Genomic DNA, 21349 nt, shown 5'->3' with positions numbered 1-21349 from the left:
CATTGCTCCCATCCGGCCAAGGCCAGGTAGTCGTTGTAGGCTTCGTTAAGGTATTCCATCAGGGAGGGATCGAGTCCTCATCCTCTTCAATACCTTGCAGCGCAACTTCAAACCGCCCCTCTGCCTGTTGCGCCTTCCGCCACTTCCAGGCCTCGGTAAAACTGAGCCACAGCTGAGGCATTGTGCTTGGCGGATTGGCCGGCACTTGCTCTGAATCTCTGAAGGTTTGGTCATCCGGGGTTAGCAGGCGCGCGGACTCAAGGATGAAATAGGCTACGGAAGGCCATGAACCGCTGTCCTGACGAAGCAACTCGGCATAAATCGCCAACTGCAGATGGCGGTTTGCCTTGAGCTGCTCCGGGTATTTCTTGCCCCCCGACCACTTCATGTCGACGATGGCTCGATGTCCTAGCGCAGTGGTCAATACCAGGTCAGCAGAGCCGCCCAATGCGCCACCCTCGAAACGACCAGCCAGCGCCTGCTCAGACGTTACGACCGTGATGCCAGCATTGAGAAAGTGCGATCGCAGTCGAGTCAAAGCACGCAGCGCACGATGGCGCAGTGTTGCCAGGTCGGCACCGCGTCCCTCCATCAGCAACACCGCGCCTTCTTCACGTACCACACGGGGGAAGTGGGTCGAGAACCAGCTGTTAAAATCTGTGGTGCTCATGCTCAGCGCGTCCGGCCGAGTGAAAAAGTGCTCAGCCAAGCGATGGGTCAACGAACCATAGAGCAAAAAACCGTCGCTCAGGCTCTGGCTTTTGGACGCCTGAATCTTGGCTCCGTATTGCAGCAACCATTGATAAGGGTTGAACAGCAACAGGTTGAGGCTCGAGAAAGACGCTTTCTCAGGCGTCTCGATCGGGATGTCGGGTGGCAGGCGCCACCAGCGTTTGCGCAGTGGCAGTGGCGCCGATGCTTGGACTTGGCAAAGCGGGCCGGGGTTATGCAGAAGCTCCTCGAGAATATGCACCTTTGGCTGCTGCACAACGGCTTCGATCATTTGCCAGAGCGGGTGGCTTTCCTCCCGTGGTGGCGCGAGTACCAGTATCAGCCGGCAGTTTGCTGCCAGGACTGGTCGCAGCCAGTCACGGGCTGCTTGAGTCAGTAGTGTGGCACCGTCCGGTAGCGCCACCCCGGCATCGGCCAATTGAATGCGTTCGGCCTTGGACCAGGGCGACAGGGGCGGTAACACCGGCATGCTCAGGTGCCACCAGATCACTGTGTCGGCTTGCTCAATGGCCGCACCTGGACGCGAGACGCTCAAGTGGGCGCCGACTTGTGCGGCCAACAATGGATTATCCACGCCGCTGGCTGTGGCTTGCTCGATGACCTGCTGCAACTGCCGCGGTTTTAACCGCTCCACACCTTGAAGATGCAAGGTCTTGAGGGAGTCTAGTGCTGCTTCACACTGAGCGTAACCTGCCTGAGCCGCGAATCTATGCGCGGGCTCTTGGTGCCCCAGGCGTGCTTTAAAAAACTTCAGCAACCGTTCGACACGTACCAGCACCTCACTGGGCGCCACGCCGTCGTCAGTCGTAAAAGTGGGCATATTCAGCCACTCGTCAATCGAGGCAAGTACGTCGGGCGCATCTGCAGCGTAATGCGCTGCGATTTCCTCCAGTGCATCCTCCCACTTGCTCCCGACGAGGCCGGGTGAGCTTGCTATTTTGGTTGCCAAGCGCCGACGTGCAAACAAACGAATCGGGCATATCGAGTGGGTCAAAAACTGCAGGAGTGCCGGGTAGTTGGCTGGTGCCCAAAGCAGCTCCATGGCCAGTGACAATACCTGCAGGGCAGGGCGTAGATTGCTGCTACCATTGAGGCCATGGCGAGCCTGGCCGGCACCAATAAAATGACCATCAAGACAACCACCCTCGTCACCCGTCACCAGCAAGGTGGGGGTGCCCTGGCCCAGTGAGCGGCTCAGCCAGCTGGCGGCCAATGCTCGAGTTTGCGCTTGAACAACTTGCACTGTGCCATCTTCTTGCCATTGAATGGGCGTGACCTCTACACCGGCAATGCTCTGGCGCAATTGCATTTGCAACTGCCCCAGAAAACCTTGCGCCTTACCCTCCGGTATCTCCAGGCGCTCGTTAGGCAGGAGATTCAGCACCATTTGCCAGGCCAGTGGATAAAGCTCGAAAGCGTCAGCCAACAGCACGGTCTTGATCGGGGGGCGACGAGAGCCCAGCGCCTTGGCAACATTTTGCAAGCGCTGTCCCATGGAAGGGGCGACCTGCACGCGAGCTTGAGTCTCGATCTCGGCAAGGTCTTTCAGACGTTGGCTGGCGTCGGCACCGACGCGCCCATCCCAACCGTGCAAATACAAATCATCCCGCCAGGCCAGCAATGCAGCAGCCACCCCCAATTCATCGGAGGAAAAACTGGCATGATAGAAGCGCAGTGGGTTATTGCAGTGCGCCAGGCAATCGCGGTACGTGGCTGTACGTTGTGCCGCACAAGGCTGACGTGCCACTAGGCCCAGCTGGGTCTCCAGAATATCCAGCAGTCCCTGTGGCCCGACGGTCAACGCCCCTAATCGATTACTGGCTCGTGTTGCCCGCTGACCATCGAGTTGCATGCCGAACGTGATAAGCATTTCTGACACGTTGACGCTCCTTGTGAACGCTGGTGGTTCAACGCACCGTGATTGGCACGTTGTTGCATAAGGAAAAATAGACTGCTGATCAGCGACGTGGCGCTACCCTACGAACCTGGTGCGACGGTTTGTGTCGCGCCTGCCAGGTTTTGTAGCGAAACCACGGTACCTATTGCATCCGCCACTGAATCCAGTGGCCGGTAGGCTGCCGCCGCACGATGCAGTGTTTTGCCAATCTGAGCCCGCAGCTCGGGCGGCTGCTCCACCACCATTGAGTCGCCCAGGGACAAAATCCACCAGTGCAACTGCCAGGTGTTGCTCAGTGTGGAGCGTACTCGAAAGCCATTCTCCAACGGCTCCAGTGTCATATCCGCACTCAATGGTGTCTCACGAATCAGCCGCGTCTGATGGTCACTAACCCAAGCTTGAAACTGAATCTTTTCGGGGGTGCCGAACTGCAAGGCGTCACTGGCCAGGTACTCACACAAGTCAAATGCCTGTAATCCCTCTACGGGTTTATCGAGCTGATTGACATTGCGAAAACGATGCACCGCAAACTGGCGCACATCGGTATACGGATGCGCTGTGGCGATCAAATAGGTCACCAACCCACGCTGTACCATGGCTAATGGATTGAGTGTCAGTTCACTGAGTTTGTCGTTGTGTGCCGAGTAATACTGACATTGCACTTGACGCTCATTAATCAGCGCCCTCTGCAATGTTTCCAGCAACAGTGGGTCGATATCCGGCGCCTGCAGGTTTAGGTCCGGTCGCACGCTGGCGACCTTGTCCAGCCAGCGGGCAGCCGCGTTATCGTCCTCCAGTCCCTTGAGTTTCTGCCGCGCATGCACAAAGCGCGGTTCAAGCACGCTGAGCATGCTGGCGGGTAACAATGGGCGGATGGTGTCGGCAACCAGGGTCAGGCTCAAGGCTTCGCTCAGCGTAATGCCTTGCAGCTCCACATTCACGCCAGGCGTCCAGTACCAGGCTTGTGGCGTGCCTTCGCTACACTGCAACGGGAACACCAGCGACAGATCAATCAAGTCACGTTCGACGGTGCGCCGGCTGATGTTGAAACCGGAGGACTCAAGACGCGCCAGTAACTCCGTCACGGTGATACCGGACTCACGCTTTGGCAGGTGCTTGAGCAACTCCCATTGGCGGCTGACAGTGGAATGCGATTTGGCGGACGGCATGGGCTTTTCCTTGCGCAAGCGAGAGGTGGGTTACGACTTGACCACCGGGTAACAGGCGTCGCCCCACAATGTTTTCGGGTTGTCGAGCATCAGAAGGATCACCAGGGGGACAAGCTTTGCCAGCAGGTTTGAGCAGTCACGCAATTGTGTGCGATTGACGCTGCCGTCCCAGGTGGCTCCGCCATGAATCATTTGGTTGCGAAGGGTATAGATGCGGTTAAACATCACCCCCAGCACCTTGGCTGTATCGCGATCGGCCAGTGCTGCATGAGCGCTACGTTTGCCGTTACGCAAGCGTTCCTCCCACATGGCTTCATTGATCTTGCCGTTCTGGAAATCCCAGAAGCTTTGGAAAACATAAGGGTTGTCCAGCAGTGCACGTATGCTCCCGGAAAACTCTGACCAAACCAGTTTTTCGATCAGGTGCTCGGTGTCCAGCGTACAAAGTTTTTGCAGGAAAGCCTTGAATGCCTCCTGTTCGGACAATCGATGCTGCTCATCAATATCGGTGGCATAGGCAGCGTTGAAAGCGATCCAGAGGAAGATGAAGCGCCCGTCAACGTCCTCTGCCTGTTCCGCACGATTGAGCCAGCTCAGGGCTCGGTGAACCCGTAGCGCAAGGTTTGGGTGGTGCGCGTCGCGTTCGTTACGGTGGCGTGTCTTGAGTGACTGGTAGTCCATTCCAGGTGCTTCCTTTGGCTGAGGGGATCCGCGGGACCTTGAGGATCATGGTTTTATCGGCGGATGAGGGGCGGGATTGAGCATTCAATGAGCCCTGCGACACATTATGACGCGATATGGCGTTAAGCTATCACGTAATAAAGTTCTGTATCTATTCACTGATACGTTATAGGGCAGGTGTTTTGGATGACGCATTGAGTGTCCATCCAGCGCAGGCTCATATCTAGGCCCCAGACAAAAAATTGAGGCCAATGGTCGCGGAAGCGGGTGACGACGACCTCCATTGCGTACTTACATTTAAGGTTTTTTGATGTTGAAACTCGATTCACCGTTGGCGCGGATGAAGGCAATAGCGTCCGGGTTGTTCTTGTTGGCGGCAGCGCTCTATGTCGCAGCCTTGATGTTGATCCACTCCCATCCCGTGTTGGGGGGGTACATGAAAGCCTTCTCCGAGGCTGCGATGGTTGGCGCTATCGCCGACTGGTTTGCCGTTACTGCCCTGTTCCGACGCCCCTTGGGATTGCCTATTCCTCACACGGCTATCATCCCGCGCAACAAGGCGCGTATTGGCGCCAACCTGGGGGACTTTATTTGTACTCACTTTCTTTCACGTGAGCAGGTACTTCAGAAGGTCAGCGAATTTGATACTGCCAGGCGGTTGGCGCAATGGCTGTCGAAGGAAGACAACGCCGCAGTCTTGTCGGGTTTAGCCGTCAAGCTGGCTGGGCATGGTATTGGCGCCCTGCGTGACGAGCGTGTGCGCCAGTTTGTACGCAGCACTGCTCTGGCGCGCCTGGAAGAAGTTGATTTGGCAAAAATGAGTGGTCAGTTGCTGGAAGTGCTCACCGATGTCAGCCTGTCCGTCACAGCGGGGTCGGCGATTTAAAATGGATTTTCTCGGGGCGACGCAATTTGTCGCGAGGCATGGTTATGCTCAAACCAGCCAATAAACAGGAGTATGGATCATGCTGAAAAACTTTCTCGCCGCAGTTGGCCTCGTCGTTATCGCCAAGAAAGGGTACGAGGTGTATCGGTCTTACAAGTCAATGGAGGCGGAAAACGAGTTTTTGCGAAAGGGGCAGGGGCCGGTTTAGTGTCCATCCCATCGCCTTATTGCTGCTTGTAGATCTGCGTTTGATTGACAGGTTACTAAGGCATGGCAAAGTGATATCGCGTGGAGGATGATCCGGGTTGCAGGTGTTCAGGCGCTAGGGTGCGCGCTGAACGTTATGACTTGGGGGCAACTTGTGTTTGATCCCGGATGCGCCAGCGCTTCCGACACTGCAATAAGGACATTTCATGCCAGCTGAAAATTGGCTGATTCAGCTCAATCGCGAGTCAGCTGAATTCGCGCGTTTGTATCAGGAGCGTCAAGAGGGAAAGACCGTCGACCGGACTTTGCGTATAGCGGTCTGTGGCCTGATGAACGCTGGCAAGAGCGCACTGCTCAATGCATTGACCGGCCATCTTGAAAACGAATTCTTCGAAACCAAAGCAGTGCGCTCGACTAAGACGGTGCAAACCTTAACCCATGGAGGGATTACTTACGTAGACACTCCGGGTATTGACGCCAATAACGAGGATGACCAGCACGCCTGGCGTGGCTTGGCGACGGCCGACATTATCCTGTTCGCCCACAACCTGGGCACGGGCACTCTGGAAACCGTAGAAATCAACTTCCTTAATGAGTTGAAACATCGGCGTCCTGATATCGAAGACAGCTTACTGGTCGTTCTGACCCATGCCGAAAGTGCGTCGGAGCAAAGGCAGGATCGCCTGGACGCAATCAGTGCCATCCTCTCGGCGTTGTTCAAGGCACCTCGCACGTTGATCCCTGCCTCGTTCACGACATACCGCAAAGGCGTGTTGGAGCAAAAGCCCGCCCTTATCGAACATAGCGGTATCAACGTGCTGCACCACCATTTGAAGACACTTGTCGAGCGCGCCGAAAGCGAGTTGCATGCCGTGCGCCGTGCGCGAGATAAGCAGCGTCTGAGTAAGTTGGAGGCCATTGTCGATAAGGCCATCGCCAAGCGGGAACGCACACTGGCTGCCGTCGAAGCCAAACAATCACAGGCGTTTCTGGTGCTTAGTCAGAGTGTGAACCAGTTGGTCAGCACGACCCGAGAACGCATCAGCCGCTGCGAAACCCTTGAATCCGATTGAGAGAACATTGCTATGTGGTGGTTATTGGTACCCTTAATCGGCGCTGTGGTTGCTGCCGTCGCCAGCTCCGACGATGAAGAAAAAGAAGCGGCCGAACGCAGGGCACGCATTCAGACCCGTGAGGCCGAGGCACAGGCCATTGCTCGTCGCAAACAGGCAAACCTCGAGAAACGTAAGGCTCAACTGGTTGCCGACGTTGATGGCCAACTGAAAGATTTATTTGCGACGCACCCTGCGGTACTCGATCGAACTAACCAGGGCGCGCTGCACGTCAGTTTTGACAGCCTTAGTGCCTTTGTAATCAAAAAGGTGCCGAACAAACCAAAAGCTATGTTGAAGCACTTGGATACAATTGCCCCCGGTGCAGCCTTCAGCCCGATCTGGGTGAAGCAAGCTGTCCAGGCGCACGCACTTCAGAAAGAAATCACGGGCCTTCAGCGCCTGAAAGAAGAATTGCTGGGATAAGTCACGATGACCGACCGCCACGCCAACCGAAATGATTTGTTAAATGTCTTCGCCGGGATTGCCGGTGAGTTCGATCAGGTCAAACGCCAGATCGATCGCCGGGAAAGTGTCCTCAAGGCTCAGCTGAGGAAGCTTAATGACGCACGCAAGACTTCGCCTTGGCGTGAAAGCCCGCTTGAGCAGCGTCACCCGTTGCAGGACATGGCTGAGCGCTGTCAGCAGGGGCTCGACAGTCAGCTTGATGCCTGGATCAGGAACGTCGAAAACTATGAGCGCAATACTTCGTTTCGCAAGGATTTCGATGACTCGCTACTGATCTTTGTCTACGGCAAGGTCAAAGCTGGAAAATCCTCCCTGGGGAATTATCTCGCCTACGGGAACTCTGCTCCGGACGCGGCCTTGATCGACAGCGCTTCCCCTCGCCCCGAGTTTTTCTGGCGCGAAAGTACCGGGACTGCGGAAACCATGTCGGCAGAGTTGATGAGCAAGCAGCGATGCTTTGGCGTCGACGTGGTGGAAGCGACCAGCTCAATCCAGGGTTTCAGGTTGCCGGGTATGACCTGGGTCGATTCCCCTGGGGTTCACTCGGTCAACAGCGTCAACGGCCAGTTGGCCGACGACTATGTCGCGTGTGCCGACCTGATCGTATTCCTGAGCAACTCCAGCAGTCCTGGCCGGCACTCCGATATGAATGAGGTCGTCGGGTTGCTCCAGAAAAAGAAAAATCTCATGGTGCTTATCACTGGCAGTGATGTGATTGAGGAGGATGTTGATGACTTGGGTAACTTGGTTAACCAACGGGTAATGAAGGCGCGATCCGATCGTGATGACCAGATTGGTTACGTCGGGTCGGAGCTGGCCAAAATCGACCCATCAGCACAATCGCTCCTGAATCAAATCAATATTCACTCGATTTCGGTGCGTTATGCTGAGGAAGGTGGCCCCCAGGAGCAGGCGCAACGCTGGCAGGACAGTGGGCTGGCCGACTTCGCCGCAGATATTGGCAACATAGCCCGTTCCAGTGGGCTCGCCCTCAAGCGCCAGACACCCTTGAAGAATCTGCAGGCGTTCTGCCTCAAGCTGGCCGAATCGACGGATCAGCTGGAAAAAGAGCTAGTTGATATCAGAACAGGGCTGAACGCCGCGCGTAAGGACCTGAAACTGAGCGTCGATCATATTCTGAGCCAGCTCAGAAAAGAATTACCGGGTCAGATCGAAAAGTATGCCGATCAATATGCGATGAACGACCAGGCTTTCTCTGAAGCCTGCCGTAAGTTGCTCGATCATGCTTTCCAGTATTACGCCAGCGAACTGTGTGATTCGATTGGCCAGAAATTCGAAAACATTGAAATTCACGACCAAGCGGTTGGACCTGTCGCCCGAGAGGCCCCCCAGTTTTCAGAGCGCGTTGAAAAAATCAAATTCGACTCCCGCCGCAATGAGTCATTCGGCAGGGCGGGCGGGGCAGGTTTCGGTGCCTGGGGGGGCGCTGAAGGTGGGGCAGCTCTAGGCACTTTGATCATGCCAGGTGTGGGGACGGTCATCGGTGGCCTGATCGGTGGCGCACTTGGAGCCTGGGCGGGAAACAAGGCTGGGGGCGCGGCGGGAGAATACTTCAATACCAGTGAAGAAATCGAAGTGGCTGTGGGCGACAACCGCGACGAAGTTTCACTGGGGACCCGCGAACAGTTGCTTGAGCTTGCCGAGAACCGGCTGAATGTCCTGTATGAGCAACTGGACCAATTGTGCTTTATCGACATTGCCGACTGGTTGAAAAACTTCCACAGCGCATTAAAAGACATGCGCCAGCACACGCTTACTCAAATTCAGGAAATCGAAAAGGAGCTGTCCCATGGCATTGCCTGACTTCGCACGGGTTATCCACACCTATGAACGGGTCAGCACCCCGCTGGGCCGCTGGCTGTCCGAACAACAACGTGATGAGCTGGGAGCCCGGTTGCAGACCAAGGCTGAGCAGTTACACCCTCGAATCATGGTCTACGGTAACTACAATGCTGGCAAAAGTACCCTGCTCAATGCCTTGATGGGGCGGGCAGATGCCAAGATGGCGGATCGACCGGAAACGGCCGCGGTAACCGAGTACCGCTGGGGCAATTACACGCTGCTCGACACACCTGGCATCGACGCACCGATTGAGCATGAAGAGGTGGCTGAGAACCAACTGCACAATAGCGAAGTGGTGTTGTTCGTGGTCGCTGCAGGCGGTGCCACCGACGAAGCGAAAACCTGGGAGCGGTTGGTCGATATCGTCGCCTCAGAGCGCCGGGTAATGCTTATCGTCAACAACAAGGCAGGCATTACGGTCGGCGATCGCGATTATGTCGGCATCACCGATCGCTTGCGCATTCATCTGCAGCGTGCGGCGAATGAGCGCGGTATTGAAAACATTCTGGACAAGGTCCCGGTGCAATGGGTCAATGCCAGAAGCGCCCTCAAAGGACGACTCGAGAACAAGGCGCCGCTGGTAAGCGCCAGCGGCATTCTTGAACTGGAAGAGGCTCTGGGCGAATTCCTGGAGCAGAGCGACACCGGGACAATCTTCGCGGCTTGCCGCAAAGACTTGGTGGTTGCGATCGAACAAGCCAATTTGCGTTTGCTGCAGGCCGGCAATGACCGTCAGGCTGAAGCGCTGACAAACGCCAAAAAGCAGATTGAAAACGAGCGCAGCCGTCTGACAGCATGCCTGAACGACCACCTTGATCGCGATTGTCGTAGCGCAAAGCAGGCTATTGTCAGTCTGATTACTTCCGTAGCGGAAGGGCAAATCAGGGGTGACACCAATCAAGCCATGGAGGAGGGGGCGGCAGACGTTGTCCAGTCTCTGGGTGACAAGCTGATGCGCACGTTGGAGTACGAGCTGCCAAAGACTCAGCAGAGCCTAGGTGAAATCGGTGAGAAATTGGCTGAAACCACCCTAAGACACGCTGACGCCATGCTGAATGCGGATCTGGATGCGCCGGAGGATGCTAATGAAAGCATCTTGTCACCAGCCATTAAGGATGCCTTGAAGAAAGTCCCCATGGGTAATGTCAAGGACATGACTGAACAGGGAGTGAAAGCGGCGCTGGAGCTAGGAAAAGAGTTTCTGCCCAAACTGTTCAAAGGTATTGGCCCCAAGACCATGGGACGCTGGGCTAGTACAGCTGGTCGCTGGGCGGGGCCTCTGGTACAGGTTGGCGTGGCGTTGTACGACATCTACCAGGCTATTCGAACAGAAAATGCGGAGAAGGCAGCGCAAGCTCGTCGTACCAAAGCCATTGACGACTCTGCCAGTTCGTTTGTCCACGATTTGCGTCAGGCTTATCAGTTCCAAATCACTCTGGTGGTTGAGCAGGTGTTCAAACCTATGGATGAGTGGATCGACGCGCAAAGCCAGGCTCTGGTGCAACAAGACAAGGCCGCAGAGAACGATAGAATTCTGTTCGAACAGGCACTGATTGAACTGCGCCCGCAAGACTGATCTGGTCCTTAACGCATCTCATCTCAACATTCGCTCCGGACATAGGACGGGGCGAATGCTTCCAGAGAGCCCAGAGTCACGCCTATTATTCTTCCCTCTCGGAGGTTCAATTAATTCGTGATGCAGTGCGTCACGAATTAAAATGCCGGGTTGAGTCACTCATAAAGCCAAGGCTTCAACTCATCCAGATTCCTCACCACGATCTGCTGCGCCGCCGCTTTGGGGTCGAGCTTTTTCGGATCGATTTGAAAACGCTGCAACACATACTTGACCAAGGCGCGGCGTGTCGGAATGATCAGCACGCCATCCTCCATGCCGAAATCGGCTTCGATGATTGCCTTCTGTTCTGGTTTGAGCCTTGAGTCGGGTTCTATGATCACGGCTACCTTGGTGTTCCAGTCTTCATCCTCGTCGATGAGGTTCTCGGTCTTGCGTTCGTACTCAGGTTTGCCGCGCAGGCGACTCAGCACAAAATCTCGGTATTCACGATTCTTCTCGCAATACGCCCGCACATGCCAACGCATACCGGTGTAAATCAGTGTGTGTGGTGCAATCAAGCGAGTTTCTGGAACCGGGTTAGCGAGTGAAACGTACTCGACTTCAATAACCTCGCTGTCGCGGCATGCCTTAAGCAATGGGCGCAACACTTCAGGTCGAATTGTCCGGTCAGGCACCTCCAGCACCATGGTGTGGGCATACGCCAAGGCCAACCCTTCCACATGCGGCGCACGGGAATGGGTCTGGTTCAGCAGGTGCAGATAAGCGCTGGCGCTGTCGTCGATGAACAGTGGTTTGAACTGTTTGCTGGGGACATAGCCCTTCAGCTGCTTGTCATATGTAAGGTTTTTAGGCGCATGTTCGGTGATGTAAGTGTTGATGTCTTTAGACGCCTGCTGACGACTGATCCCGAAGCTCTGGATCAGATGCACCGTGGTCAGCCGGCCTTCCCACCAGGCGACGGTCTCGATCAAGCGATAACGAAGTGCCAAATCCCAACGAACCTGCTTGATGTCTTGATTGCGTTTCATGACAGCTCCATATGCGTGAATACTTTACCTGTATAAGTCTACATTCTATACCTGTCGTAAAACACTACATATCCTTGATCTGTCTTCGAGCTCAATCGAACTCACTAAAGGATGTGGACATGACAATGTCGGATGCTGTTTCGACAGGTGCATTGGTGATGATGGGAGCAATCCTGCTGACGCTTGTGCTGCAGTGCCTGAGGTTGCGGGAGCTCTGGAAAATGGCTCTTGGCTGTCAAAAGGGCACGCGCTGGGCACGGATTTTGGATATGGAAAACTGGGAGCTGCGCTCGGCGCTGCGCGCTGAGAAAGCGCACATCGAGCAGCTGCAAAGAAAGCTGGTGATTTTGCAGGAATTGATCCCAGCAGAGGGATAAGGGCGAAGGATATGAACAGACTTGAACGGATCAAAGGTTGCCTACTGGGCGGTGCAGTCGGCGATGCGTTGGGCGCCACGGTGGAGTTCCTCGAATGGCCTGCAATCGAAGCTAAATTCGGTTCGCAGGGTATCGTTGATTTTGCCCCTACTTTCGGTATCTCCGGTGTCATCACCGACAACACGCAGATGATGCTATTCACGGCCGAAGGTTTGCTGCGGGCTTATGTGAGAAGTAGTTCACGAGGGATTTGCCATGTTCCCAGCATTATCCACCATGCGTTGCTGCGCTGGCTGATGACCCAGAATTACCCTCCTGCGATACTAGTCAGCAGGGACGGGTGGTTGATCGAACAGCGAGAACTCTGGTCTCGTCGCGCCCCTGGCACCACATGTCTCACGGCCCTCAAGGCCACCCAGCGGCTTGGTGCTGTCGCCGAGAACAACAGCAAGGGCTGCGGCGCCTTGATGCGCGTTGCTCCCTGTGCATTCTTTGCTAACGCCTTTGACTACGCTGCCCAGTCAGGCCGCCTTACTCACGGGCACCCTACAGGCTACCTGACGGCAGGGCTGTTCGCTGACATCCTCCAGCGGATGGTCGACAGGGAGGACAGTCTCGAACATGCAGTTAGCGAAAGCCTGGCCAAATATGGGCAAAAGCCCGGCATGGAAGAAGCTCGCAGCCTTATCGAGCGTGTGCTGTTTTTCTTCTATGAAGGCTACAAGCCCACCCCGCAACGCATCGGCGAACTCGGTGGCGGTTGGGTCGCTGAAGAAGCGCTGGCAATTGGCCTCTGGTGTGCCCTGACGGCGAGCTCGTTCGAGGATGGCGTCATAACAGCGGTGAATCACGGTGGCAACAGCGACGGTTCCGGACTGATCACTGGACACATACTTGGTGTTCAGTATGGCGCTGCGGCGATTCCTGCTCGGTGGTATGGACAATTGGAACTGCGCGAAGTGATTGCGCAGATTGCCGAGGATATTGAGCACGTTCCGCGTGATTACTGTGGGTATGGCGGAGAGTTCGATCAGCTGATCGAGCAGATGTATCCCGGCGGGTGAGGGAACTGATGGCGACGCATTTTCATTTCGCCACTGAGCTATTCGCAGCGTAGGCTTACCAAAGCAAACTCGCTAGGCTGCCCTTTGAAGCCATTTTGAAGTGGCGCAGGCATTTGTCAGGCATTAATCCTGAGAAACAGCTTTAACCTTATTAAAACCGACAAAAACGGCTAATATCAGCACGTTTTTTTATCGGCAGATTTAGCTATGACTGATCGTTGGCACAGTGTTGATGAAATTGCCGAACACCTCGGCGTCAGCAAGGACACCGTTTATGCATGGATTGCCAAACGCAGCATGCCAGCCCACAAGGTCGGTCGGTTGTGGAAGTTCCAGAAGGTTGAGGTGGATACCTGGGTCAAAGCTGGCGGAGCCAGTGACGAATCGCAGCAGGCGCGAAGTGATGGCTGAGCGTTATCGTCTTTCTTTCACCACGGGTGGCCTGTTTTTGCAGGAAGCACCGCTGGTTGTGGAGCGCTATCTAACGCTGCGTGATTGGAAGCAAACACGGAAGCAGGTGCGTGGTGAGAACCTGTTGCAAGTTCGTACAGCGGCTGCTGCGACACGTATCAGTAAGGAGTTGATCGCGCGTCTGGAGCTTTTGGATCCAGAGGAGCTGGAGTTTTTGGTGGATGGCAGCCTGCGGGAGCAAGGCTACCTTCTGTGGGCTGCAACTTGCCGGCGCTATGCGTTCATCCGCGACTTCGCTCGCGAAGTTCTGCGCGAGCATTACCTGCTTATGCGCCGCCAACTCACGACAAGCGATTACGATGCCTTCTGCAATGCCAAAGCTTTGTGGCATGCCGAGCTGGATGAACTGGCTGCGTCCACGCATAGCAAATTGCGACAAAACCTGTTCCGCATGTTGCGGGATGCCGACTTGATCAGCGCCCAGCACCAGATTCAGCCAGTGTTGATAACTCCAGCGCTGGCCCATTTACTGGTTCGCCACGATAACGAGCAATTGCTGATATTCCCGGCAACTGACCATGAACTTAAAAGGTGGCTGCAATGAGCCAAAAAATCAGTCAGCAGCCGCTGGCAGCCCGCTTTGAACACCTATTGAACGTCATGAGCGGTCAACGCTTTCTGGAAATGAAAGGGCTGAATAATGATCTGCCGTTCTACATCTGCGAATTCAAGGCGGCTGAAGCCTTTGAGATACAACGCATGCAGCGGCAACTGGTCAACACGTTGGCCGGTCTGCGTATCGATTGTTTGCAGGGGCGTGGTGTAAAGGTATTGGAAGTCAGCCTGTACGACCTGACCATCGACTTGCTAAAGGCTCGTGAGGGCAGTGACGAAGGTGTCAGCTTGTGGGAGCAGATCCGGGCGGTTGAGCCCGATGTGGAAAAAGAAGGTCTGCTGGAACTTTTGCAGGGTGTATTGGATATCAAGGAACACCTGGTCCCGGCTATTGGCGAACGTATTGCTCAGGCGGATTACGACGTGCTTTTCCTCTCCGGCATCGGTGAAGTGTTCCCCTATATTCGCTCGCACAATGTACTCAACAATCTGCAAAGCACGGCCAAGGACAAACCCACGGTGATGTTCTTCCCCGGTGAGTATCGGCATTCGCTGGAACAAGGCGCGTCACTGGAGCTGTTCGGTCTGCTGCACGATGACAAGTACTACCGTGCATTCAATATTTTCGAGTCTCAGGTGTAAGGAAGCAGTCGATGAAACTCAACGGAATTTTCAAGAGCCCAGTCAGTCGCCCGATTGAGGGCGTCATCAAGGCCGACGACGAAGCTAGCTTGTTCAACGAGCTCAGTGAATACGTCCTGACTGACGAAGTCGCCAAGCGTCTGGAGCACTTCCTCGATGCCTATACCGACTACCACCATGCCAATGGCGTCTGGGTCTCCGGCTTCTTCGGCTCGGGTAAGTCGCACCTGCTGAAAATGCTCGCCCTGCTGCTGGAAAATCGCCAGGTCGACGGCAGTACTGCATTGGACATCTTCCTACCCAAGATCAAGGATGACGACGAGCTGTTGCGCGCCCAGCTCAAGAAAGCTGTCGCCATCCCCTCGAAAAGCATCCTGTTCAACATCGACCAGAAGGCCGACATCATCAGCAAGACCCAGGTCGACGCCTTGCTTTCTGTGTTCGTCAAAGTCTTCAACGAGATGTGTGGTTATTACGGCAAGCAGGGCTACATTGCCCAGTTTGAACGCGACCTGGACAGTCGCGAACTGTTCCAACCGTTCAAGGAAGCCTACCAGAGCATCGCCAATAAGCCCTGGGAGCGTGGTCGCGAGCAGGCGCTGCTGGAGACAGGCAACATCGCCAAGGCCTACGCCCAGATCACCGACGAAGACCTGGCGCTGGCCAAGGGCATCCTCGATAAATACCGCGCTCAACACAGCGTTTCCATTGAAGACTTCGGCAATCAGGTCAAGGAGTGGCTGGACAAACAGCCGCCCAACTTCCGCCTGAATTTCTTTGTCGATGAGGTCGGTCAGTACATTGCCGACAACACCAAGCTCATGACCAACCTGCAAACCGTGGCTGAAAGTTTGGCCACCAAGTGCCAGGGCCGGGCATGGGTATTTGTCACCGCACAGGAGGATATGGACTCCGTGATGGGCGACATGAGCAAGCAACAAAGCAACGACTTCACCAAGATCCAGGCGCGCTTTGCCAACCGTCTCAAGCTCACCAGCGCCGACGTGGCCGAGGTGATCCAGAAACGCTTGCTGACCAAGAACGATTCCGGTGCCGAGCTGCTGAAAACCGTCTACAACCAGCAGCTCAACAACTTCAAAACTCTGTTCGACTTTGCCGACGGTGGACAGCACTACCAGAACTTCCGCGATCTGGAGCACTTCACCTACTGCTACCCCTTCGTGCCCTACCAGTTCCCGCTTTTCCAGTCGGCCATTCGTGGCATATCCATGCACAACGGCTTTGAGGGCAAGGCCAACTCGGTGGGCGAACGCTCCATGCTCGGTGTATTCCGCGAAGTGGCCATGGCTATCGACAGCGAGCCAGTGGGCCAGCTGGCCACCTTCGATCGGATGTTCGAAGGCATTCGCGGCGCGCTGAAAAGCGCTATTCAAAGCGCTATCAACAATGCCGAGCGGCACCTTGGCGACCCATACGCGGTGCGCGTGCTCAAAGCATTGTTCTTGGTCAAGTACGTCAAGGAGTTCAAGGCCACTCTGCGCAATCTCAATGTACTGATGCTAGAGCGTTTTGGCGAAGACATTCCAGCCCAACGCAAGAAGCTGGAAGCGGCACTCAACTTGCTGGAGCAGCAAACCTACATCCAACGCAATGGCGAGCTCTACGAGTACCTGACCGACGAAGAGAAGGACATCGAAGAAGAGATCAAAAACACAGAGATCGAAACTGCCGATGTCATCAAGGAGCTGGAAACCCTGCTGTTTGATGGTGTGGTCAAGCAGCGCAAGGTCCGCTATGAAAACGGCCAGGACTACGCCTATACGCGCAAAATGGACGACCGTTCGCTCAGTCGTGAGTTTGAGTTGGCCATCCACATTGTCACTCCGCTTAGTGACAACTTCGATAACCTCACGGTGCAGCGTATGCAGAGCATGGGACGTGATGAGCTGCGCGTGGTGCTGCCGGCTGATGCCCGGTTCATGCAGGATCTCACCCTGCACAAGCGCACTGAGAAATACATCCGACAGAACAGCAGCACCCAGCAGGAAGCGGTCAAACGCATCATCGACGCCAAGGGTTTCCAGAACAACGAACGTCTGGCCGAGCTGCAGGATCGTGCCAAGGAGCTGCTCGGCAAAGCGCACTTGATAATTAACGCCGCCGACGTGGAGGCCACCAGCAGTGACGGTCAGGCCCGTATTCTCAAAGGCTTCTACCAGCTGATTGAAACTACTTATCCGAACCTGCGCATGCTGCGCGATGTGCCGTTCAACGAGAATGACATCGGCAAATACTTGCGCCAGGCCCAGGACGGTCTACTCGGCAACGACGCTACTAGCCTGACCGAGCCCGAGCAGGAACTACTGGCCTATATCCAGAGCAATGCTCGCAGCGGTGTGCGCACCACGGTCAAAACCCTATTGGAGCGCTTCGAGCGCAAGAACTACGGTTGGTACTACGCGGCCATCCTCTGCAACCTCGCGCTGCTTTGCGCACGCGGCAAAGCGGAGGTGCGGCAAGACAGCAACCTGCTGGAAGGCGACAACCTAGAGCGCAGCTTGCGCAACACCAACGCTCACACCACCTTGGTGCTGGAGCCGCAAATCGAGTTCAGCGCCTCCCAGGTTCGCCATCTCAAAGAGTTCTTTGCCGACTTTTTCGACCGTCCCGCCAGCTGCAACGAAGCCCGCGCTCTGGCACGTGAAACCATCGACGCCATCAAAGAACTGGAGATTGATTTAGCCGACCTGCATGGGCAAAAAGCCTTGTATGGCTTCCTCTGCGTGCTGGATGGCGTGATGGCTACTCTCAAGGAAATCGCCGGCAAAAACGCCAGCTGGTTCCTTACCGAACTGTCCCGCGCCTCCGATGCCATGCTCGACACCAAAGAGCAGATCATTGAGCCGCTACGTCGCTTCATGGGTAGTCCGCAAAAAGCTATTTACGATCAGGCTCGCCAACTGGTGCAGGAGCAGGAAGACAATTTCGCCTATGTTGCCACGGGGGAGGTTGAAGCCATCAAGGCATTACTCACCGAGAATAAACCTTGGCAAGGCAACCGCCTGCAGCAGGCCAAACCGCAACTGGAGGCCCTGCAGCAAGCCATTGCTAACCAGCTAACCAGCGAGAAGGCTACCGCAGTCAGCCGGCTTGCCGAGTTGGAGCAGCGTCTGCAGGGGAGCAACGAGTACGGCAGTCTTAAGCCTGAGCAGCAGGCTCAGCTCGCTGTGCCGTTTGTTGAAGCTCAGCAGTCAATGCAAGGGCAGAAGCGTATCGCCATGATCCGCGATCAGTTGCGTGCCTTCGAGGACAACCAATACGCACAGTTACTGCTCAAATTAGAGCGACTGGCTCGTCCGCAACCGGTACCAGATCCAATCCCACCCTTTTCTCCGCCACCAGCGGGAAATCAGGACATCGATTACGTATGCTGTTGAACCCAGTGGTACGGAAGACGAAACTGCCCAGCGGATCGTCATCGCCAATTACCACGTTCAGCCGGCCGTAAGGCTTGCAGGCATTGCCTTGAGCCAGTGAACAGCCATCCGGTGAAGGACAGGGCAACGACTGGATGCCGTCCTTGGTCAAACGCTTGCAAGTCTCGCCGTTGCCTACACACAGCGGCCGGCCGCTGTTACGGTCAAATAGGCTGTAGTCCGCCCGAAAGTTCAGGTCAGGCTCGTTGAACAGCAGCCGGATCGGAATACTGCGTAGCTTGCCGTCCTGGCCATTGCGCAGCTCCTCATTGAGTGGATGCAGCAGCCAGCCGTCGCGGCTCTGTACTTGGGAGGTAAGGGTGAATTGATCGTCCTTTTCCGGTAGACGCTTGCCGTTTTTCTCGACGACCTTGCCGATGGAAATGCGCCCGAGTACCGGAGGGGTAATGGCTAAACCTTTGAGCATGGCGGTTCTCCTTAATCCGGAAATAAAAAAGCCACCGGGACCTAAACGGTCCGGGTGGCGTGGGTGAGTGGGATGATTCAGCCGATCAGGAAGCGGCGACTGCCTGTTTTGATCTTGGGGTAGCGGGCCTGCAGGTAGGGTTTGTCCTTGAGCATCTGTTCGACATCCAGACCAAGGCTGTCTTTGGACTTCTTCCAGCTGATGTAGCCTTCCGCAAACTCTGCACGGGTGGCTTCACCCATGGCCTGCTGCAGGACCTGCTTGAGCTGCGCCTCACGCGTCTCTTGCTGAGCAATGCGCTGGCGAACAGCCTTGAGCTCTAGGTAGGTGCTGGCCAACTCCGTTTGTTGGCTGAAGTCCAGAGTCTGCCCGTTATCCTCGGGGTAGAGGCAGCGCAATGCCGCGTCTGCTGAGGCCGTGCCATCGGCCTGTGGTGGGGTGTCACTGACCACGTAATCCCAGAACAACCGCTCCAGGTCGATCAGCCGAGCAATCATCGATTCGTCCCGTTCGATGCGATGGACCTCCAGGTGCTGGCCACCGAGCAGTACCGCCACATCCGCCGCCTGCTTGCCGGTGACGGCGAGCTGATGCATGACCTGCAACTGCACATACTCCGGTACACCTTCTTTCCAGAGGCGAGCCCCGTTGATACCGGCCGTTTTACATTCGAGGATCTGCACCTCTGGCGCGCCGATCACCTCTCGGTCGATGTTGGCCAGCATCCAGGCCAGTTTTGGATCAGGATGCTGCAGCACCGCATTGATGCGGCGGACCCGATGACCGCTGCGCCGGCTGTAATGCGTCGCCACGATAGGCTCCAAAATGTTGCCCCAGTAAGCTGGGCTGTCTTCATCCTGTGGATCGAGTTTGGGCAGTGAGGTGTCACGCCCAGTTTTCTCCAGCCACAGCTCCAACTGGGATTTATATGGGTTAAGTCCGACGGCTGCTGCGGCATCCGAACTGCCGATACCTTGTTTGCGAACTGCCAACCAGTCCTCACGCGGCAGTTGTTTGGTCCCCACCAGGCGTAAGGCGGGACGGGGTTTGTTACTCGGGTGTTGCAGAGTTTGTGTGTGCATGATGTTTTCCTGTGCGGCATAAAAAACGCCCAGCCAGCAGAAGCTGACCAGGCGCTTTAATAGTTGATTAAGTGAGTGGAGCTAGGCGGCGAGTTGCAATGCGGCTTGCAGGGCGCGTTGTTTGATGAGAGCCCCTTGGCCAAACCAAGCCGAGTCCATGCGGTATTCAGTACTTCGGGCACGTCGCTCGTGATCAACGTACTCGGTCACCGCATTGAGCAAGCCCCACGCAGTTCCTTGGGCCGATTCCAGCGTGGCGCCGCGACCTCCGCCTTCGTATAGGCTTTGAACCTTGCGCAATGCGCGCTCGTTCGGCAGGACTTCGGGCAGTTTGCTATTGGGGGGGACGTCACACACAACGCTCATGAAAAAGCCCATCGCTTCATGCCACTGCACCTTGCGTTCAGACAGAGTGCGCATTCGATGCATGAAGGTGTCCCACTGTGAAACGGCGATGCCTAACTGCTTTTTCACCGCCTGCGGATCGAAGCGGGTGTTGTGCGGTACCTTGATCGCGCGGGTGGTGCCATCCAGAGCGATGGTCAGGGTGTTGTTGCAGACCACGCGCACGGTGGTCGGGGTCGCTGTGGTGGCCAGAGTGCCATCACAGGAGGTGGCCAGCAGTAGGTAGCCATTCACCTGGTCGTTACCACGGAGCGTCGTGCCTTGCCCAGTACGGGCCAGCGCCCAGAACTTGCGACCGCCTTTGAGCACTCCCGCGGTTTCCAGCTCGTAGCCCGAGACTTCGGTGAGATCGCGATAAAACTCCAAGACCTCACGCGGCTGCACGACCTGGTAGCGCTGAGAAACCACCGACAGAGGGGCCTTGGTGTCGGAGCGATACAGCACCTTCTGCTCAGGGAAGGTATGAATTGAGCCCAGGTGCCCGATGGCGTCAGACTTAAAATGGACCGGGCTTTCCTGAATCTGCCAGTCCATACCCGCTTCACGCTGCCAGACTTCGAGCGGTTGTTTGGGGGAGAGGCGACTGCCCAGACCATGCCAGGGCGTGGCACCAACGTAAGCCATTTGTTCAACGAGATGAGCCATGGGAATGATTCCTTGCGAATGAAGGGAAAAGCGCGTCGTTTCATTAACCAACGACGCCTGTTCACAACGACTTAACGGTTGACGCTGAAGCTGTAGCCACACGCCAGGCACTGATAGTTGAGAAGGATTTTTTCATCGATCTGCTCGCCCAGCGTGGCCCCGGCAATGCCACCTGCGACCCCACCGAACAGACCACCCAAAATCGCCCCGGCGATGCTGCCGATAGCGATTCCCACCGGCCCGCCGACTACTCCCAGCACCGCGCCGGCTTCTGCGCCTGAAAGGGCGCCGGCGGCACCGCTGGCCACACCGCCTGCCGCACCAATTAATCCACCCGTTTGTTTACCGATATTTTTCGTGACGACGCGTCCAGAGTTACAGCTTGGGCACGGGTTATACATACGCAGATCCTCTCCAGTGATGAGCGTGCTGAGCCAAAAGTGAGCACGCCAAATCCCCGACAGCAGTCGATACCGTGGGGCGTTCACGTAGGTGATATAGATCTGAAATATTTTCGGATGTGATTTCGATCGGTAACAGCTGGTGCTTGCGGTAACTGAACTCGGGTTGACTTGCCGATCTCAAGACCTATAATTACCAAATGGTAATTAATGGTGATTGTAGA

General features: G+C 55.8%; 19 protein-coding genes and 1 pseudogene. 12 read left to right on the top strand and 8 right to left on the bottom strand.

Annotated elements, in window-relative coordinates; all coding sequences use genetic code 11:
* Window positions 1-58: 58 nt before the first annotated feature.
* The 3 genes from MOQ67_RS21460 to MOQ67_RS21450 form a co-directional block, all read right to left on the bottom strand.
* The gene (locus tag MOQ67_RS21460; RefSeq protein WP_448675954.1) at window positions 59-2602 is read right to left on the bottom strand and encodes a PD-(D/E)XK nuclease family protein; all 2544 of its coding nucleotides are present in this window, start codon (window positions 2600-2602) and stop codon (window positions 59-61) included.
* 107 nt (window positions 2603-2709) lie between these two features.
* Window positions 2710-3798 (bottom strand): helix-turn-helix transcriptional regulator, encoded by a 1089-nt coding sequence (locus MOQ67_RS21455; RefSeq protein ID WP_177032006.1) that lies wholly within the window; start codon window positions 3796-3798, stop codon window positions 2710-2712.
* Window positions 3799-3828: 30 nt separating this feature from the next.
* Window positions 3829-4479: a HEPN domain-containing protein gene (locus MOQ67_RS21450; protein WP_169864274.1), complete on the bottom strand. Its 651-nt coding sequence runs from the start codon at window positions 4477-4479 to the stop codon at window positions 3829-3831.
* A gap of 310 nt (window positions 4480-4789) precedes the next feature.
* Between MOQ67_RS21450 and MOQ67_RS21445 the strand changes: the two genes are divergently transcribed.
* From MOQ67_RS21445 to MOQ67_RS21420, 6 genes are all read left to right on the top strand, one after another.
* The gene (locus MOQ67_RS21445) at window positions 4790-5365 is read left to right on the top strand and encodes a DUF445 family protein (protein ID WP_448675559.1); all 576 of its coding nucleotides are present in this window, start codon (window positions 4790-4792) and stop codon (window positions 5363-5365) included.
* 79 nt (window positions 5366-5444) lie between these two features.
* Window positions 5445-5573, top strand: coding sequence for a hypothetical protein (locus tag MOQ67_RS21440; RefSeq protein ID WP_255141968.1), 129 nt, complete (start codon window positions 5445-5447; stop codon window positions 5571-5573).
* A gap of 205 nt (window positions 5574-5778) precedes the next feature.
* Window positions 5779-6645, top strand: a complete 867-nt coding sequence (locus tag MOQ67_RS21435) for a GTPase (protein WP_169864276.1) — start codon at window positions 5779-5781, stop codon at window positions 6643-6645.
* 12 nt (window positions 6646-6657) lie between these two features.
* Window positions 6658-7110: a hypothetical protein gene (locus MOQ67_RS21430; protein WP_170037964.1), complete on the top strand. Its 453-nt coding sequence runs from the start codon at window positions 6658-6660 to the stop codon at window positions 7108-7110.
* A gap of 6 nt (window positions 7111-7116) precedes the next feature.
* Complete coding sequence (locus tag MOQ67_RS21425; RefSeq protein WP_282405270.1) at window positions 7117-8976, top strand: hypothetical protein; 1860 nt, start codon at window positions 7117-7119, stop codon at window positions 8974-8976.
* Entirely contained in the window at window positions 8963-10591 is a 1629-nt protein-coding gene (locus MOQ67_RS21420) for a GTPase (RefSeq protein WP_177031784.1), read from the top strand. Before MOQ67_RS21425 ends, MOQ67_RS21420 begins: the two co-directional genes overlap by 14 nt.
* 155 nt (window positions 10592-10746) lie before the next feature.
* On the opposite strand, the gene MOQ67_RS21415 is transcribed toward MOQ67_RS21420, so the two are convergent.
* On the bottom strand, window positions 10747-11619 hold the full coding sequence (locus MOQ67_RS21415; protein WP_170037966.1) for a WYL domain-containing protein: 873 nt from the start codon (window positions 11617-11619) through the stop codon (window positions 10747-10749).
* A gap of 119 nt (window positions 11620-11738) precedes the next feature.
* Between MOQ67_RS21415 and MOQ67_RS21410 the strand changes: the two genes are divergently transcribed.
* The 6 genes from MOQ67_RS21410 (at window position 11739) to brxC (ending at window position 18126) form a co-directional block, all read left to right on the top strand.
* On the top strand, window positions 11739-11996 hold the full coding sequence (locus tag MOQ67_RS21410) for a hypothetical protein (protein ID WP_169885060.1): 258 nt from the start codon (window positions 11739-11741) through the stop codon (window positions 11994-11996).
* Window positions 11997-12007: 11 nt separating this feature from the next.
* On the top strand, window positions 12008-13060 hold the full coding sequence (locus MOQ67_RS21405; protein ID WP_448675558.1) for an ADP-ribosylglycohydrolase family protein: 1053 nt from the start codon (window positions 12008-12010) through the stop codon (window positions 13058-13060).
* Between the two features lie 207 nt (window positions 13061-13267).
* Window positions 13268-13471 carry a helix-turn-helix domain-containing protein gene (locus MOQ67_RS21400; protein WP_010463602.1) on the top strand — a complete coding sequence of 68 codons (204 nt, stop codon included), beginning with the start codon at window positions 13268-13270 and terminating at the stop codon, window positions 13469-13471.
* On the top strand, window positions 13464-14075 hold the full coding sequence (locus MOQ67_RS21395) for a DUF1819 family protein (RefSeq protein ID WP_448675557.1): 612 nt from the start codon (window positions 13464-13466) through the stop codon (window positions 14073-14075). Before MOQ67_RS21400 ends, MOQ67_RS21395 begins: the two co-directional genes overlap by 8 nt.
* A complete protein-coding gene (locus tag MOQ67_RS21390; RefSeq protein ID WP_169885067.1) occupies window positions 14072-14728 on the top strand; it encodes a DUF1788 domain-containing protein in 657 nt (218 codons plus the stop codon). The genes MOQ67_RS21395 and MOQ67_RS21390 overlap by 4 nt, the downstream gene beginning before the upstream one ends.
* Window positions 14729-14739: 11 nt before the next feature.
* Window positions 14740-18126, top strand: a complete 3387-nt coding sequence (brxC, locus tag MOQ67_RS21385; protein ID WP_448675556.1) for a BREX system P-loop protein BrxC — start codon at window positions 14740-14742, stop codon at window positions 18124-18126.
* Here brxC and MOQ67_RS21380 read toward each other — a convergent pair.
* From MOQ67_RS21380 to MOQ67_RS21365, 4 genes and pseudogenes are all read right to left on the bottom strand, one after another.
* A pseudogene (locus MOQ67_RS21380) lies at window positions 18113-18592 on the bottom strand (recombination directionality factor); the annotation flags it as partial. The gene brxC and the pseudogene MOQ67_RS21380 sit on opposite strands and share 14 nt — an antisense overlap.
* Before the next feature lie 77 nt (window positions 18593-18669).
* Window positions 18670-19674: a YqaJ viral recombinase family nuclease gene (locus MOQ67_RS21375; protein WP_032902034.1), complete on the bottom strand. Its 1005-nt coding sequence runs from the start codon at window positions 19672-19674 to the stop codon at window positions 18670-18672.
* A gap of 81 nt (window positions 19675-19755) precedes the next feature.
* On the bottom strand, window positions 19756-20724 hold the full coding sequence (locus MOQ67_RS21370; protein WP_032902033.1) for a DUF932 domain-containing protein: 969 nt from the start codon (window positions 20722-20724) through the stop codon (window positions 19756-19758).
* A gap of 71 nt (window positions 20725-20795) precedes the next feature.
* The gene (locus tag MOQ67_RS21365) at window positions 20796-21125 is read right to left on the bottom strand and encodes a hypothetical protein (protein ID WP_032902032.1); all 330 of its coding nucleotides are present in this window, start codon (window positions 21123-21125) and stop codon (window positions 20796-20798) included.
* Window positions 21126-21349: the final 224 nt, after the last annotated feature.

The organism is Pseudomonas sp. LY-1, from assembly GCF_053502595.1.
Note: the sequence above shows the minus strand (reverse complement) of the source record. Positions and strands in the feature narration are given on the sequence as shown.

Excerpts from the sequence above, each read along its gene's own strand:
- MOQ67_RS21410 (WP_169885060.1), top strand. The coding sequence starts at position 11,739 with ATGACAATGTCGGATGCTGTTTCGACAGGTGCATTGGTGATGATGGGA.
- MOQ67_RS21450 (WP_169864274.1), bottom strand. The coding sequence starts at position 4,479 with ATGGACTACCAGTCACTCAAGACACGCCACCGTAACGAACGCGACGCG.
- MOQ67_RS21405 (WP_448675558.1), top strand. The coding sequence starts at position 12,008 with ATGAACAGACTTGAACGGATCAAAGGTTGCCTACTGGGCGGTGCAGTC.
- MOQ67_RS21420 (WP_177031784.1), top strand. The coding sequence starts at position 8,963 with ATGGCATTGCCTGACTTCGCACGGGTTATCCACACCTATGAACGGGTC.
- MOQ67_RS21445 (WP_448675559.1), top strand. The coding sequence starts at position 4,790 with ATGTTGAAACTCGATTCACCGTTGGCGCGGATGAAGGCAATAGCGTCC.
- MOQ67_RS21440 (WP_255141968.1), top strand. The coding sequence starts at position 5,445 with ATGCTGAAAAACTTTCTCGCCGCAGTTGGCCTCGTCGTTATCGCCAAG.
- MOQ67_RS21425 (WP_282405270.1), top strand. The coding sequence starts at position 7,117 with ATGACCGACCGCCACGCCAACCGAAATGATTTGTTAAATGTCTTCGCC.
- MOQ67_RS21430 (WP_170037964.1), top strand. The coding sequence starts at position 6,658 with ATGTGGTGGTTATTGGTACCCTTAATCGGCGCTGTGGTTGCTGCCGTC.
- MOQ67_RS21460 (WP_448675954.1), bottom strand. The coding sequence starts at position 2,602 with ATGCTTATCACGTTCGGCATGCAACTCGATGGTCAGCGGGCAACACGA.
- MOQ67_RS21435 (WP_169864276.1), top strand. The coding sequence starts at position 5,779 with ATGCCAGCTGAAAATTGGCTGATTCAGCTCAATCGCGAGTCAGCTGAA.
- MOQ67_RS21390 (WP_169885067.1), top strand. The coding sequence starts at position 14,072 with ATGAGCCAAAAAATCAGTCAGCAGCCGCTGGCAGCCCGCTTTGAACAC.
- MOQ67_RS21395 (WP_448675557.1), top strand. The coding sequence starts at position 13,464 with ATGGCTGAGCGTTATCGTCTTTCTTTCACCACGGGTGGCCTGTTTTTG.
- MOQ67_RS21400 (WP_010463602.1), top strand. The coding sequence starts at position 13,268 with ATGACTGATCGTTGGCACAGTGTTGATGAAATTGCCGAACACCTCGGC.
- MOQ67_RS21375 (WP_032902034.1), bottom strand. The coding sequence starts at position 19,674 with ATGCACACACAAACTCTGCAACACCCGAGTAACAAACCCCGTCCCGCC.
- MOQ67_RS21455 (WP_177032006.1), bottom strand. The coding sequence starts at position 3,798 with ATGCCGTCCGCCAAATCGCATTCCACTGTCAGCCGCCAATGGGAGTTG.
- brxC (WP_448675556.1), top strand. The coding sequence starts at position 14,740 with ATGAAACTCAACGGAATTTTCAAGAGCCCAGTCAGTCGCCCGATTGAG.
- MOQ67_RS21370 (WP_032902033.1), bottom strand. The coding sequence starts at position 20,724 with ATGGCTCATCTCGTTGAACAAATGGCTTACGTTGGTGCCACGCCCTGG.
- MOQ67_RS21415 (WP_170037966.1), bottom strand. The coding sequence starts at position 11,619 with ATGAAACGCAATCAAGACATCAAGCAGGTTCGTTGGGATTTGGCACTT.
- MOQ67_RS21365 (WP_032902032.1), bottom strand. The coding sequence starts at position 21,125 with ATGTATAACCCGTGCCCAAGCTGTAACTCTGGACGCGTCGTCACGAAA.